At 36.3% G+C, this 14,459-nt stretch carries 18 protein-coding genes; 5 read left to right on the top strand and 13 right to left on the bottom strand.

Going from position 1 to position 14,459, the window contains the following annotated elements:
- Positions 1-15: 15 nt before the first annotated feature.
- The 7 genes from efaA to G7081_RS00625 all read right to left on the bottom strand — a co-directional run bounded on the left by efaA (position 16) and on the right by G7081_RS00625 (position 6,570).
- On the bottom strand, positions 16-948 hold the full coding sequence (efaA, locus tag G7081_RS00595; RefSeq protein WP_166006432.1) for an Mn/Fe ABC transporter substrate-binding lipoprotein EfaA: 933 nt from the start codon (positions 946-948) through the stop codon (positions 16-18).
- Positions 935-1,792: a metal ABC transporter permease gene (locus G7081_RS00600; RefSeq protein WP_166006435.1), complete on the bottom strand. Its 858-nt coding sequence runs from the start codon at positions 1,790-1,792 to the stop codon at positions 935-937. The genes efaA and G7081_RS00600 overlap by 14 nt, the downstream gene beginning before the upstream one ends.
- Positions 1,785-2,573, bottom strand: a complete 789-nt coding sequence (locus G7081_RS00605; RefSeq protein ID WP_166006437.1) for a metal ABC transporter ATP-binding protein — start codon at positions 2,571-2,573, stop codon at positions 1,785-1,787. The genes G7081_RS00600 and G7081_RS00605 overlap by 8 nt, the downstream gene beginning before the upstream one ends.
- A 131-nt stretch (positions 2,574-2,704) precedes the next feature.
- On the bottom strand, positions 2,705-3,013 hold the full coding sequence (gene trxA, locus G7081_RS00610) for a thioredoxin (RefSeq protein WP_166006438.1): 309 nt from the start codon (positions 3,011-3,013) through the stop codon (positions 2,705-2,707).
- An 88-nt stretch (positions 3,014-3,101) separates the two neighbouring features.
- The gene (locus G7081_RS00615) at positions 3,102-5,468 is read right to left on the bottom strand and encodes an endonuclease MutS2 (protein ID WP_166006440.1); all 2,367 of its coding nucleotides are present in this window, start codon (positions 5,466-5,468) and stop codon (positions 3,102-3,104) included.
- Positions 5,469-5,527: 59 nt separating this feature from the next.
- Entirely contained in the window at positions 5,528-6,076 is a 549-nt protein-coding gene (locus G7081_RS00620; RefSeq protein WP_238786640.1) for a CvpA family protein, read from the bottom strand.
- A gap of 20 nt (positions 6,077-6,096) precedes the next feature.
- On the bottom strand, positions 6,097-6,570 hold the full coding sequence (locus G7081_RS00625) for a cell division protein ZapA (RefSeq protein ID WP_166006442.1): 474 nt from the start codon (positions 6,568-6,570) through the stop codon (positions 6,097-6,099).
- 197 nt (positions 6,571-6,767) lie between these two features.
- On the opposite strand from G7081_RS00625, the gene rnhC reads away from it, so the two are divergent.
- Positions 6,768-7,676, top strand: a complete 909-nt coding sequence (gene rnhC / locus G7081_RS00630; RefSeq protein ID WP_166006444.1) for a ribonuclease HIII — start codon at positions 6,768-6,770, stop codon at positions 7,674-7,676.
- 37 nt (positions 7,677-7,713) lie between these two features.
- On the opposite strand, the gene G7081_RS00635 is transcribed toward rnhC, so the two are convergent.
- The 6 genes from G7081_RS00635 to G7081_RS00660 form a co-directional block, all read right to left on the bottom strand.
- A complete protein-coding gene (locus G7081_RS00635; protein WP_166006446.1) occupies positions 7,714-8,019 on the bottom strand; it encodes a DUF1292 domain-containing protein in 306 nt (101 codons plus the stop codon).
- Between the two features lie 23 nt (positions 8,020-8,042).
- Entirely contained in the window at positions 8,043-8,465 is a 423-nt protein-coding gene (gene ruvX / locus G7081_RS00640) for a Holliday junction resolvase RuvX (protein ID WP_166006448.1), read from the bottom strand.
- A complete protein-coding gene (locus tag G7081_RS00645) occupies positions 8,465-8,731 on the bottom strand; it encodes an IreB family regulatory phosphoprotein (RefSeq protein WP_166006450.1) in 267 nt (88 codons plus the stop codon). Before G7081_RS00645 ends, ruvX begins: the two co-directional genes overlap by 1 nt.
- 120 nt (positions 8,732-8,851) lie before the next feature.
- Positions 8,852-9,868: a peptidylprolyl isomerase gene (locus tag G7081_RS00650; protein WP_166006452.1), complete on the bottom strand. Its 1,017-nt coding sequence runs from the start codon at positions 9,866-9,868 to the stop codon at positions 8,852-8,854.
- 142 nt (positions 9,869-10,010) lie between these two features.
- On the bottom strand, positions 10,011-10,355 hold the full coding sequence (locus G7081_RS00655; protein WP_166006454.1) for a YtxH domain-containing protein: 345 nt from the start codon (positions 10,353-10,355) through the stop codon (positions 10,011-10,013).
- Entirely contained in the window at positions 10,348-10,782 is a 435-nt protein-coding gene (locus tag G7081_RS00660; protein WP_166006456.1) for an HIT family protein, read from the bottom strand. Before G7081_RS00660 ends, G7081_RS00655 begins: the two co-directional genes overlap by 8 nt.
- A gap of 126 nt (positions 10,783-10,908) precedes the next feature.
- Between G7081_RS00660 and G7081_RS00665 the strand changes: the two genes are divergently transcribed.
- The 4 genes from G7081_RS00665 to trmB all read left to right on the top strand — a co-directional run bounded on the left by G7081_RS00665 (position 10,909) and on the right by trmB (position 14,439).
- Entirely contained in the window at positions 10,909-11,652 is a 744-nt protein-coding gene (locus tag G7081_RS00665; protein WP_166006458.1) for an ABC transporter ATP-binding protein, read from the top strand.
- Entirely contained in the window at positions 11,649-12,866 is a 1,218-nt protein-coding gene (locus tag G7081_RS00670; protein WP_166006460.1) for an ABC transporter permease, read from the top strand. The genes G7081_RS00665 and G7081_RS00670 overlap by 4 nt, the downstream gene beginning before the upstream one ends.
- Before the next feature lie 85 nt (positions 12,867-12,951).
- On the top strand, positions 12,952-13,734 hold the full coding sequence (locus tag G7081_RS00675) for a phosphotransferase family protein (RefSeq protein WP_166006462.1): 783 nt from the start codon (positions 12,952-12,954) through the stop codon (positions 13,732-13,734).
- Between the two features lie 57 nt (positions 13,735-13,791).
- A complete protein-coding gene (gene trmB / locus G7081_RS00680; protein WP_166006464.1) occupies positions 13,792-14,439 on the top strand; it encodes a tRNA (guanosine(46)-N7)-methyltransferase TrmB in 648 nt (215 codons plus the stop codon).
- Positions 14,440-14,459 lie beyond the last annotated feature (20 nt).

Consider the following 14,459-nt stretch of genomic DNA (forward strand, 5'->3'; position numbering starts at 1 on the left):
AATAGGAGTCTTTTTTTATTTATTTAAACCATCATAAATGATTTCTAAATTGTATGCCATCATATCTAGATACGTATCTCCGACTTCACCAGTTTTAGCTAATGAATCGGTAAATATTTTTTTATAGATAGGAATACTAGTCGCTTTAGAAACACTTTCCATACTACGTGGGTCAACACTAGTTTCAACAAATAATGAGGCCACGTTCGTCGAATCAATCTTATCAATAATGTGTTTCATTTGATCTGGTGTTCCTTGATTCTCAGTGTTTATTTCCCAAATGTAGGCCGCTTCTAAGCCGTATGCTTTAGAGAAATATTTAAAAGCTCCTTCACTTGTTACGAGTAATGCCTTATCTTTTGGTAATTTACTAAATTTATCTTTTGAATTATCATTCAGCTCAGTTAATTTAGCACTGTATTCTTTAGCATTTTTCTCGTAGTCTGCTTGATGTTCAGGATCTTTAGCAACTAATGTTTTAGTGATATTTTCAATATAGATTAAGCCATTAGCAATATCTAACCAAGCATGCGGATCTTGCTCTGACTCTTGACCTTTACTTGTTAAATACTGTGGCTCCACACCGACACTAACCGCAAAATAATCTTCTTCAGATTTTTTATGGCTCGTTTCCATTAATTTAGTGAACCAGCCATTTCCGCCTGTTTCTAAATTCAAACCATTATAGAAAATAATATCTGCATCAGACGATTTAGCAACATCCTCTGGTAAAGGTTCGTATTCATGTGGATCCGTCCCAACTGGCACGATACTATGCACTAATACGTGATCTTTTCCGACTTCGTTGACCATATCAGCTAAGATTGAATTGGTAGCAACGATGTGGACTTTCCCATCAGCATGTTCACCTGGATGATCTTTCTTTCCACATCCAACTAATAGCACTAACAACAAAGCAGATAAAACCATTACATTAATTTTTTTCAATTTCCATCCCTACTTTCTTAGTTTTAAAGAAACCTTGTTTCGGCGAAAAGATAAACGCTAGGATAAAGAAGAAGGCTGCTGTCATAACAATTGCTGCACCTGAAGCTAAGTTGAAGCTGTAACTAAAGAACAACCCAACGACTGAACTAATCACACTTATAATAGATGATACCCAAATCATGTGAGATAGTTTGTTTGTTAATAGGTAAGCTGTTGAAGCTGGCGTGATTAATAATGCCACCACTAAGATTGTTCCGATTGTTTGTAGAGCTGTTACTGCAACTAATGTTAAACCAAACATCAAGCCATAATGAATTAGCTTTGTATTTAAGCCATAGGCTTCTGCCATGACTGGATCGAAAGAACTAACTAATAACTCTTTATAGAAAATCGCAATAAATGATAAAACAATCACAGCAACGCCGAGAGTTAACATAATATCACTTTGACGTACCGCTAACACATTCCCAAAAAGAATGTGATATAAATCCGTTGAACTTTGTGCAAAACTAATTAGAATGACACCTAAGGCAAAGAAAGAACTAAATACAATACCAATAGCTGCATCATTTTTCAGCTTACTTTTTTGACCGATTACACCGATCAAACCAGCTGTTGCTATCCCAAACACTGTCGCTCCAATAATGTAATTAATTCCTAACATATAAGAAATCGCAACACCTGGGAGCACCGCATGAGAAATCGCGTCGCCCATTAAAGACATTCCTCTCAGAACAATAAAACTACCCACAACACCTGAAGTTAAACCGACAACGACACAGGTAATTAACGCATTTTGTAAAAATTCATAATGGATTAATCCATCAATAAAATTACTAATCATTTGACTCCACTCCTTTGATACGAATATCACCTAATGAACTGCCGTAGGCTTCTTGAATTTTTTCTGTTGTAAATATTTCTGACACCGGACCTGATGCAATCAATTTTCTATTTAAAATAATTAACTCATCAAAATAAGTTGTGACTTTTGCCAAATCATGATGGACGATGACAATAGTTTTGCCTTTTTCTTTTAACACTTTTAAAATATCGACAATAACTTTTTCACTTACCATATCAATTCCGACAAAGGGCTCATCTAAGAAAATAATATCAGCTTTTTGCGCTAAAGCTCTGGCTATAAAAACGCGTTGTAATTGTCCGCCTGACAATTCACCAATTTGGCGGTCGTGAAACTCTGTCATCTTAACAGCTTCCAAACACTCTTTCACTAATTCTTTTTCTTTTTTTCCTGGTCGGTGAAATAACCCTAAGCCGGGATACGTTCCTAATAACACAACATCTTCTACCGTAATCGGAAATGTTAAATCAGAATTACTACGTTGTTCTACGTAGGCAATTGTTTTACGCATATCTAATAAATTTTGCTTGCCAACTGTAGCACGTCCACTGGCTGACTTAACTAAACCAAGTAACCCTTTTACTAAAGTTGATTTACCGGCTCCATTTGGACCGATAATCCCAGTAATTTTTCCAGGCTGTATGTCTAATGAGATATCTTCCAAAGCAACTTTCCCTTGATAATGGACTTCAAGATTCTCAACATGAATTGGTAAATATGAGACTTTCGGAGTTGTCTCAACTTGAGCATTGTGACTCATTTAATCACTCCTCTTATTTTATAAGTTTTAGGTATGCCTAAACTTTAAATTAAGTCTACCATTGAACTGTCGATTGGTCAAATTTTTGATACAAAAAAGAGCCCCTCCTAAAAGGGACTCTCTCGTTAGTCTTATTTGTGTTTATTTAAGATTTCGATTAATTGTTCTTTACGGTGAACACCGATTAATGTTTCAACCGCTTCGCCATCTTTTTTAACGATTAATGTTGGAATACTTTGAACACCGAATAAAGCAGGTGCTGCTTGGTTTTCATCAACGTTAACTTTAGCAATTGTCACATCAGTCATCTCTTCAGCTAACTCATCTAAGATTGGTCCTTGCATACGACATGGTCCACACCAAGGTGCCCAGAAGTCTACTAATACTAATCCTTCACTTGTTTCTGCATTGAAATTGTTATCATTTAAATTTTTTACCATTATTGTTTCCTCCTTTAGAGGTTTCCCTCTAGCTTATAGATTAATTATACCATAGGGGGTAATTCCTTTAAATTTATCTGCTCACAGTTTATTTGAAATAAGCAATTGTTGCTCCCGTACCACCTTGGCTCTGTGGTGCCAATTCAAAACTCTTCACACTGCGGTGTTTTTTCAAGAATGTGGTAATCGCTTCTCGCAGGACACCTGTCCCTTTACCATGAACAATCGTTACTTGACTATAGCCAGCCAACAAAGCCGCATCTAAATAACGATCCACAGATTCTAAAGCATCTTCGTAACGCATGCCACGTAAATCTAATTGCGATTGAACGTGTTCACTAGAACGTTTCATTGTAGAGATTGGTTTTTGCGGTGCTACTTTTTCAGGTTTCAGCAATGTTAAGTCTGATTCCGGTAAGACCATTTTTAAAATCCCTAGTTGAACTTGCCAATCACCATTAGATAATTGTTTTAATAATGTTCCTCTTTGACCGTATGACTCAACTTTAACATCATCACCGGCTTTTAATTTTTTCTGTTCTTTAGCTTTTTGTAAGACTTTATTTTTCTTCAGATGACTTTCTTCATGTTTCAACTGATTTAAGCCTGTTCTAGCTGCAATCAATTCATGCTCTTTGACCATGCCATTTTTTCCTAAGGCTTTTTGTTTCTCACGCAAATCAGTAATAATCGTTTCAGCTTTTTCTTGTGCCTCGCGAATAATCTCATTCGCTTTGGCTTTCGCTTCATCTAATTCTTTTTCTTGCGCTTCAAAGAAGTAGCCATAGGCATTTTCTAAATCGGCATGCAAGCGACTGGCTTCATCGACATGATGACGCACCTCTAAGTATTCCGTTTCCGCCATTTTACGATGACTTTCTAAATCAGCAATCATGTCGTTTAAATCTTGGCTATCGCCATCAATCATTTGTTTAGCAGATTCAATAATATGTCCATCTAATCCTAAACGTTTTGAAATTTCAAAGGCATTACTGCGACCAGGCACCCCAATTAATAACTTGTAGGTCGGACGCAGACTATCAACATTAAACTCCATACTGGCATTGATGGTTCCTACACGATTGTAGCCATAAACTTTCAACTCCGGATAGTGAGTCGTCGCCATGACATAGGCACCTTTTGCTCCTACTTCATCTAAAATCGAAATAGCTAAGGCTGCTCCTTCTTGAGGATCCGTCCCAGCTCCAAGTTCATCAAATAGAACTAAGCTGTCTTGATCTACTTCCGCAATAATGTCGACAATGTTTGTCATGTGAGATGAGAAGGTACTTAAGTTTTGCTCAATCGATTGTTCATCGCCAATATCGGCAAAGATATTATTAAAGATTGCGACTTGGCTATCCTCGCCAGCTGTAATCGGCAACCCTGCTTGGGCCATAAGTTGTAGTAGTCCTAAAGTTTTCAGCGTGATGGTTTTACCACCCGTATTAGGTCCGGTTACTAAAATCGCTTGGTACTCTTCGCCAATAAAGATATCATTTGCTACAACCACATCAGGATCGATTAAGGGATGACGGGCTTGTTTTAATTCAACATGCTTTTCCTCACTAATCTTCGGAATAACACCTTTATAACTTTTACCAAATTGGGCTTTCGCATTGATGAAATCTAACTTACCTAAAACATAGGCATTTTGGATAATTTCATATCTATGTGGTTCAATCTCTGCAGAAATCTCAGCTAAAATTCTTTCCACTTCTTGACGTTCAGAAATTTGTAATTGGCGTAACTTGTTATTAAGTTCTACCACCTGCTTCGGTTCAACAAACAAGGTTTGCCCTGATGAACTTTGGTCGTGGACAACTCCACCAAAGACACTACGGTATTCACTTTTAACTGGTAACACATAACGGTCATTACGCATTGTTACTAAAGCATCGCTTAAATACTTTGCATTTTTACCACGAACTAAACCATCTAGTTGTTCACGAATGGTTTGTTCTGTTCGGCGCGTTTGCACACGAATATTTTTTAATTCTGGTGAGGCTTCATCCGTTAAGCGTCCGTCTGGTTCCACAGACTCCCGAATTCGTTGTGATAAAGCTGGCACTGTTTCCATTTGATCTGCCCAATAAAATAAACGCTTTAAGTCAATTTCAGCATCTTTTATATCATCAAAGAAACGAATGACTTCGGCCGTAGTTTGCAAGACACGACCAACTTGAGCCAACTCTAAACCATTTAAGTCCGCACCCATTTCAATTCGTTTCATGTGCGGTCCAATATTTTCTAGTTTAGGAACTGGAATACCCCCACGAATTCTTAATAGGGTTGCACCATCTTCTGTTTCCGATAACCAGTTTGTTAAGACCTCTTGATCTGTTACGGGAGACAACTTTTGAACCTCTTCTTGACCTAAAGCTGTTACCGTATATTCAGTTAATTGTTGTTTGATTTTCTCAAACTCTAACGTTTTTAAAATTTTCGGATTCATTTTTACACATCCATTTTTTAGTTTAAATTAAAAGCCGAACACAAGGTCCAGCTCTAAGATTATTTCATAATTTGATTGATCCATTCAAAAATCATATTTGAGAAATAAGGTGTATCATTTATCATAAATTTAGCAATCCCACTTGATCTTAATAGGTTTTGAATGCCGTCCATTGGAATTGTCGCTAGCATTACTAGGACAAAGAAAATTCCGATATAAGAAACTAGCAGACTGATTAAGCCACCACCTAAAAAGTTAGCTTGTTTCACAATTGGGAAGAAAGTTAAACTATTACATAACATTCCAACAAAGCGTGTTAACAACCAACCGATGATTAAAATTAAAACGAAAGATAAAATGGTATAGAAAGCTTTATCTAAATGGAATAAGGCTTCTCCTTTAAAGAACTCTAATTTACTTTCAGCATTGGGATTAGGATAAGGTACGACTAAATCCAATTTTTTTGCTAAGTTACCTGATTGTGTTTTAGCCACCACAAAAGTAATGATATAGCCTGCTGTTAAGATTAATTGCATCACTAAGCCACGACGAGCACCATTATAAAATGCTAAGGCTAAAGCTAAAATAATAATTGCTGTTAAAATCATATGTTTACCTTCCGATCTATCTACTTAAATTCGTGTGAGTTTTGTTGAATCTTTTCACGTACTTGTTGATTCATAATTGATTGTGCTTCTTGGGGCGATAACTCTTGATCAGTTAATTCAAGTTGTTCGCCACCATTTACTAGTGCTTCTTTCGCAGAATTTTCAAGTGACGTATATTTTTCTAAACGTGCTTCTAATTCTTCCGTGCGTTTCATTTTATTTTTTAACTCTTCCATTTCAGCCGTCATTTTTTTCATTTGAGCTTCCAGGCGCATTGCTTTTTCTTCTTTTTTTAATTGATCCGATAACGCATTAATCCCTAATAAAATTGAGGCATTTTCTAAAGTTGTTTCGGGTGCGATGTCACGAATTTCTGCTAATTGCTTATTCGCAATTTCTGTCACGATATCCATATGAACTTTGCTTTCAGTTCCAATAATTGTATAAGTTTTGTTAGCGATTTTTGCTTTGTAACGATTTTTTGTCTGTGTCATCACTCATAACCTCCTGGTTCAATCTAATGTTATTTAACCGTTTCATTTAATAAACGTAATTAAGCTTAATTATAAGGTAGTTCTTTTCAATTTACAATTCATACTACTTAAATATCTTAGTTGAGTTTTTATTTTTTTTTCGATACACTTAACAAGATTCGTTCACATCAAATGACTAGCAAAAGGAGTTGTCCAGTTTGAGTTCTTCAACTGTTATAAAAGTAGATCAAGGAGTCATGGCGAAGATGTCTGACTACTACGACACACATAAAAAAGCGAAAACTCCACCTTATAGCACATTCTCTGCTACTAAAAATGGTGTGACGATTACCGCATACACTTCGGGAAAAGTTATGTTTCAAGGGGCAAATGCAGAGCAAGAAGCTGCTATCTGGGGTTCAGCCTTAGAAAAGAAAAACACTGCCCCAGTGTCTGGCTTACCGAAAGATTTTTCAAGCCGGTCAGCTATTGGTAGTGATGAAGTCGGAAACGGCAGTTATTTAGGTCCCGTCGTTGTTTGCGCTTCTTATGTTGATCAAAAACACATGCCATTATTAAAAGAACTTGGGGTCAAAGATTCAAAAGAATTAACTGACCGTGAAATCAAATTAATCGCTAAAGATATTAAAGAAGTCATTCCTTATCGTGAATTAATTGTGACACCGGAAAAATACAATCAAATCCAGCCAGACTATAATGTTAACCGAATGAAAGTAGCGTTACACAACCAAGCTATTCATTTGTTATTACAAGACTTAGCACCATTAAAACCTGATAGTATTTTAATTGATCAATTCACTCCAGAGAAAAATTATCGCAAATATTTAGAACGTGAAAAAATTCAAGTCACAGATAATTTGTACTTTGCTACGAAAGCGGAACAGCATCATTTAGCCGTCGCCGCTTCCTCTATTATTTGTCGTGCTAGCTTTTTAGAAGCTTTGGATCAAGCTACTTTAGAATTAGGCTTTACGGTTCCTTCGGGAGCTGGACCTAAGTCTGACTTAGCCGCTGCTAAGATTTTAAAACGTGGTGGCATGAACTTACTACGTCAATATGCTAAGCTACATTTTGCTAACACCCAAAAAGCTCAAAATAAACTATAAAAAAAGAAGCTACTAAAAGTAGCTTCTTTTTTGTGTCTTATGCGTCAGCGTCTTCAACGAATGTATTGAAAACTTCTTCAATCATATCCCACTCAGCATCTGTTTCGATGTTTTTAAGTTCACCTTCATCAGATCCTTCAGTTTCAATGTATTGGTAAGCTAATAACTCAACGTCAGTATCATCTTCATCAACACCTGCAGGGAATAGTAAAACGTATTGTTTGTTAGCAAATTCTTCTTCACCATCGATTGTTAATAAGATTTCGAATAAAGATTCGTTACCTTCGTCATCGATTAATGTGATAAATTCTGTTTCTTGTTCGTGGTTGTGCTCTTCAGTCATGTTAAATTCCTCTTTTCCTATAGTTAATTGCTTGTTTTGTCTAAATAATTTTGTAAAATCATTACCGCCGCTAGCTTATCAATTACTTTTTTACGTTTGCTTCGAGAAACATTACCTTCCTCGACCAACATGCGTTCTGCTTCTACTGTTGTTAAGCGTTCGTCTTGGTAAGCCACTGGGACACCTGATAACTCTTCAATCTTCTTGCCATAAGCCATTGAAGCTTCGGCTCTCGGTCCAATTGAGTTGTTCATGTTCTTAGGTAAGCCAATGACTAATTGATCCACTTTATGTTCTTCAATCAATTCTTGGACGCGGTCAAACCCAAAATCGCCTTCCGCTTCATTAATGCGGATAATTTCAATTCCTTGCGCAGTCCAGCCTAAAGGATCACTAACTGCGATACCAACTGTTTTAGACCCTACGTCTAAACCCATTTTGCGCATTATTTAGCTGTCCCTTGATTGCTTAAGTATGATTTGATTAACTCTTCCATAATTTCATCACGTTCGTGACGACGAATTAAGTTACGAGCATCTTGGTAACGGGGAATATAAGCTGGATCTCCAGAAAGTAAATATCCCACGATTTGGTTAATTGGATTGTAGCCTTTTTCTTCTAAAGCTGAATAGACCGTTGTTAATGTTTCAGCAACTGATTGTTTTGAAAAATCATCTACTTTGAATTGGACTGTTTCATCTGTAAAACTCATTAGTCAACACCTCACTCCTATTATTTGTACACCTCTATTTTACTAGATAACTAAGGAAACTACAAACTTTTAGACTATATCTGAGAAAATAAAAAAACAACCCCTAGGGGTTGTTTTTGATTATTTTGATTCTTCTTTATCTGCTTCTTTTGTTTCGGTAGTTTTTTCATCTTTATCAGCATCATCTTTTTTATCTTTATCTTTTGAATCAGCTTCTTTTTTATCTTCTTTTGGTTTTTCAACAAAGGCTGATAAGACATTTTTCAATTCGTCATCGGTTACTTTTACATTAGCTTTTGTTAATTCTTTTCCGATTACAGCCGGAATGAATTCTTGATCAGCTTTTTGAGCATCCGCTGCGATTTTTGTTAATTCATCTTTAAAGGCTGACATGTCAGTCCCTTTTTCTTGGTTCTTAACCATTTTTACAATGTAGAAACTTTCTACTGGTTGACCCATTTGATCCATTTGTTTAGACGTAATAATTTCTGACATTTCATCATTTTTCAATTTGAAAGCAGCTTCTTTCACATCTTCAGGCAGCTCTTGGCTAGCAGAATTGAATTTAATTGCTCCTTTATCTTTACTTGAAGCGTGCTCTGATTTTTCACGAGCCACTGTTTCAAAATCTGTTCCAACATTAATTTCTTCGAGCGCTTTTTCAGCTGTTTCTTTATCTTTGACTGAAATCAAACGAGCATCTACTTCTGGATGGAAGTCTGCCCAAACTGATTCTAGGTCTTTATCTTTTACATCAACATGAGCATCTAACATTTTATCAAATGCTAATTGTGGTTTAATTACTGAATCTTTGTAGCTTGCTTCAGTAAAACCAGCAGATTTTAGTTGTTCTTCAAACGTATCGCCAAACTGTGCTTTAACTTCATCTAATTTAGCTTCAATATCTTTTTTATCAATATCTTTGCCATAAGCATTTTCAGCTACACGGAAGATAATTGTATTTTGTAAGCTTTGTTGAACGTTTTGATCTTTCTTGATTTCTTGGAAAAATTCTCCAACGGTGATTTTATCACCTTTCATTGTGACTAACTCTTCGTTCCCTGATGGTGAACAAGCTGCTAATGTCATAGCACAGACCATACCGACCAATGCTACTGCAATTTTATTTTTTTTCATATTTAATTGACACATCCATTCATATAATTTAACTGCTATTTCATTTAAAACTACTTTCCAACTATACCATAAGATAAAATGCAGACCTATAGTATGCCTTGATAATTCAAAGAAAAATCACATTTGAACACGACTTTTAAGATTATTTTAATTTATCTTGTAGCGTCGAGATTCGTCCCTTAATTGTGCTTACTTGATTTTGAATTTCTTTAACTCTTGGTTCTGCTTGAAATTTAAAGTCTTCAATCAAATCAGCTGTTTCTGTTTGAACTTCTTTTAGTTTAGGTAATTCAGCTTTGACAACTTCACTGTGCCCCTTAACGTTTCGAATGTCTTGAGTCCACGTAACAACTGTATCTTTTGATCCAACCGCTTCATCTACAATTGATTGACGCATGGCTTTTCCGCTTTTCGGGGCCATCAATGTTGCGACAATCCCGCCGACAGTTGTGCCAAACAAAACACCTTTTGCAAATTTTTTAAACATCCTTCATCACCTGCTCATTTAGTTTACTTGCTAATGCTTGTAACTCTGCTTGCGAGTATTTTTGACTATTGTCTTTAAATTTAATTGAGAAGTCATCTTCTGTTGTGTATCTAGGAACTAGATGCAAGTGTGAATGGAAGACTGTTTGGTAAGCAAGTTCTTTATTATTGTTAACAATATTCATCCCTTGCATTTCTGGTAAGGCATGTTCCATCGCTCGCGCAATTTTAGGAATTTTAGCAAAAACTACTCCCGCCTCTGCTCCTTGATAATCAAAAATATCTGCTACGTGTTTTTTGGGAATGACTAATGTGTGCCCAAGTGTCACTTGTGATAAATCTAAGAAAGCATAAACCTCTTCATCTTCATATACTTTATAGCTAGGAATCTCTTTATTGATTATTTTACAAAATATACAATCTGTCATCTTGTCATCTCCTTTAATATCCTTAGTGCTATCATACGTGAACAAAGGGCGTGCTGTAAAGTTAAACACCCGTTTTTAACAAGTTGTATGATATAATAAAGCACATAAAAATACTGGAGGGTCAAGATGAGTTTATCACTTAAAAATGTGACCGGTGGATATGGTCACTTAGCTGTTTTAAAAGATGTTAGCTTTGACGTGAATGCTGGTGAAATGATTGGCTTAATCGGCTTAAATGGTGCTGGAAAAAGCACTACAATCAAAGAAATCATTGGTTTACTGACACCACAACAAGGTAGTATTACAATTAATAACCAAAGTCTCGCAATGGATTCGGAAGCTTATCGCAAAGCGATTGGCTACATTCCCGAAACCCCAAGTTTATATGAAGAGTTAACCTTGCGTGAACACATTGAAGTCACTGCCATGGCTTACGACATTCCCAAAGAGGAAGCATTTAAGCGAGCACAACCTTTACTGGAAACCTTTAGATTAGACACTAAATTAGATTGGTTCCCCGCTCATTTTTCAAAAGGAATGAAACAAAAAGTGATGGTCTTATGCGCCTTTTTAGTCGAACCTGACCTCTATATCATTGATGAACCATTCTTAGGTCTTGACCCGTTAGCCATCCACGCGCTATTGGAATTAATGGCTGAACGTAAAAAAGCGGGCGCTGCAATCTTAATGTCGACGCACATTTTAGCTACTGCTGAGCGTTACTGTGATCGTTTTGTAGTCTTGCATGAAGGAAAAGTACGTGCTTACGGTACATTAGTTGAGCTACAAAAAGAATTCAATATGCCTGAGGCAAGTTTAGATGATATTTATTTAGCGCTGACCACTCTTGAGGGAGCGGTTCAATCATGAAACAATTTTATAAAAAACGCTTAGCTAGTCATCAAAAACAACTAATGACCTATCTCAAATATGTTTTCAACGATCATATGATGATAGCCATGACTTTTATTTTAGGAGGGCTGGGGTTATATTACTCTAACTTTGTTAAAACTCTCACCCCTGATTTCAAAGTTGGCTTCCTCATTATTTGGCTGATTTTACTTTTCACTTTACATATTGGAAAATTAGCAACCTTAATCAAAGAGGCTGATAAAGTTTTTCTTTTACCCAAAGAAAAACAAATGCATGAGTATTTAGGGACTGCTTTGCGCCACTCTTTGATCATGCCTTTTTTTGCTATTATTTTAATAACAGGAGCTTGCTACCCACTCCTTTTAGCCATCAAGTCAACTAGTCTAGTTGAGCTAGTTTTTATCATAATGAGTTTACTCGCTTTAAAAATTGCTCACCTAGTCTTAGCGCAACTAAACTTTTTTGTTAAATCTCGCTATCAAGCGAAAAAAATCTATGGCATCTGGTTGCTTGCGAGTGTCATTGTCATTGCCCTTGCATTATGGCAACCCCTTTTCAGTTTACCTATTGCTGTAGCGACAGCCTTATTATCATTTGTTCACTATAATAGAACAAAACAAATTGATTACTTAGATTGGTCACAGTTAATCCAATCCGAAGAAAGTCGCATGAAACGTATTTATCGTTTTATTAATTTATTTACGGATGTTCCTGGCATGCCAACAACGGTTCACAGACGAAAGTATTTCGATCCCATCTTAGCAAAAATCAAGTCATCACAAGAGCGAACTTTTGATTATTTATATGCTAGACATTTTTTACGTGGGTCTGATTACGGTGGACTTGTTTTCCGATTAACCATTATTGGTGGCCTTGCATTATTTTTCATCGACCAAACTATTTTAGCTAGTGGACTAGGTTTACTGATTATTTTCTTGATTGGCTTTCAGCTTTTACCTATGGTTAATGCTTTTAACTATATTTCAGCTGTGCAGCTTTATCCCGTGGCTCAAGCTGATAAAACTAAAGCTTTATCACGCTTAATCCAAATCGTTCTATTCAGTATTTCAATCATCTTCAGTCTTATTGCTTTAATCAGTTTTAATGATAAAGCACATGCTAGTTTGTTCATTTTGCTATCACTTCTGGAAGTTGTTATTTTCACACGTTTTTATCTGCCAAAAAAATTACAAAAAATGACAAACTTATAGACAGTTTCTCATAAAGTGTTGACGTTGTCCTCAGACAGCTTTAAAATAAAAGAGACGTACTCTAGTAAAGAAAGGATGGAGTTTCATGGAAGCAAATTTAAAGTTTGATAACAAGTGGTTACTCCAACCAATCGCTGGAGATACTGGCCAAGCCTATATGGGAACTTCAGACAATGAAAAGATGTTCATTAAACGTAACTCCCCGCCATTTTTAGCAATTTTATCCCGCGAAGGTATCGCTCCCAAATTAATGTGGACAAAGCGACTTGGAAACGGCGATGTCTTAACAGCTCAAGAATGGCTAGATGGTGATTTGCTGACATCTGAAAATTTAGGTAATCATCTAGGTGTCGTTCAAATCTTGCAACACCTACACGGTTCCGAAAACCTTGCTGACATGCTTGAAAAAGTTGGCGGCAAAAAAATGCAACCCTTGGACTTCTTAAGCAGCTATATTACTGACCTACCTTTCGGCTTGAAAGATAACAAGTATTTAGAAAGCATTTTAGAATATCTAGAACACTACATCCCAGAACCTGTACCGTTATCAGCTTGTCATGGCGATCCTATTCACAATAACTGGTTACAAGCAGCAGATGGGCACCTTTATTTAGTTGACTGGGATTCTAGCATGTTAGCCGACCCTGCTTCTGATTTAGGAACGATTTTAGGACGTTATGTGGACCACGATGATTGGACAACTTGGTTACACCAGTATGGTATTCCTAATAATAAAGAAAACATGGATCGGATCTATTGGTACTGTGGCATGAACTTCTTATTACGAATTAAACATTATTATCTACAAGGTAACTTTAAACAAGTCAATAAAGAAATTGCCTTGCTAAAGAAAATATTTATTTATTAACTACCCGACTCTCTGCTATAATAGCAGAGAGTTTTTAATTAGAAGAGGAGAATACAGATGCGCGTAAAAAATAAACCGTGGGCAAAAGATAAACTTGCTGAGTACCCACAATTTGTTGTAAACGAACCTGAAGTTTGGAAAGGTCGTTGGCAAGAACGTTTCGGCAAGAAACAACCCCTACATATCGAAGTCGGAACTGGTAAAGGTCAATTCATTTATCAAATGGCCAAAGCTAATCCTGACGTTAACTATATTGGAATCGAAATTGAAACGAGCGTCATCGTGACTGCTCTAGAAAAATTAATTGAAGAGCCACTTCCTAACCTACAATTGTTAAGAGTCGATGGTCGTGATTTAACAGAATACTTCAATGATGCAGAAGTTGACTTACTTTACTTGAACTTTTCTGATCCATGGCCAAAAACACGCCATGCCAAACGTCGTTTAACGTATAAAACTTTCTTAGCAACTTATGAACAAATCTTAGTACCTGACGGTGAAATCCATTTCAAAACAGATAACCAAGGATTATTTGAATATTCACTTGCTAGCTTTTCACAGTACGGTATGATCATTAACCAAGTTTGGTTAGATTTACACAATTCAACCTTTGAAGGTAATATCAAAACAGAATATGAAGAAAAATTCTCAAACAAAGGTTTTAGAATTAATCGTGTGGAAGCTTACTTCCCTTCAGACAAATAAAAAGAACAGCCAATGGCTGT

The sequence above is a fragment of the Vagococcus coleopterorum genome (assembly GCF_011303955.1).
GTDB lineage: Bacteria > Bacillota > Bacilli > Lactobacillales > Vagococcaceae > Vagococcus_D > Vagococcus_D coleopterorum.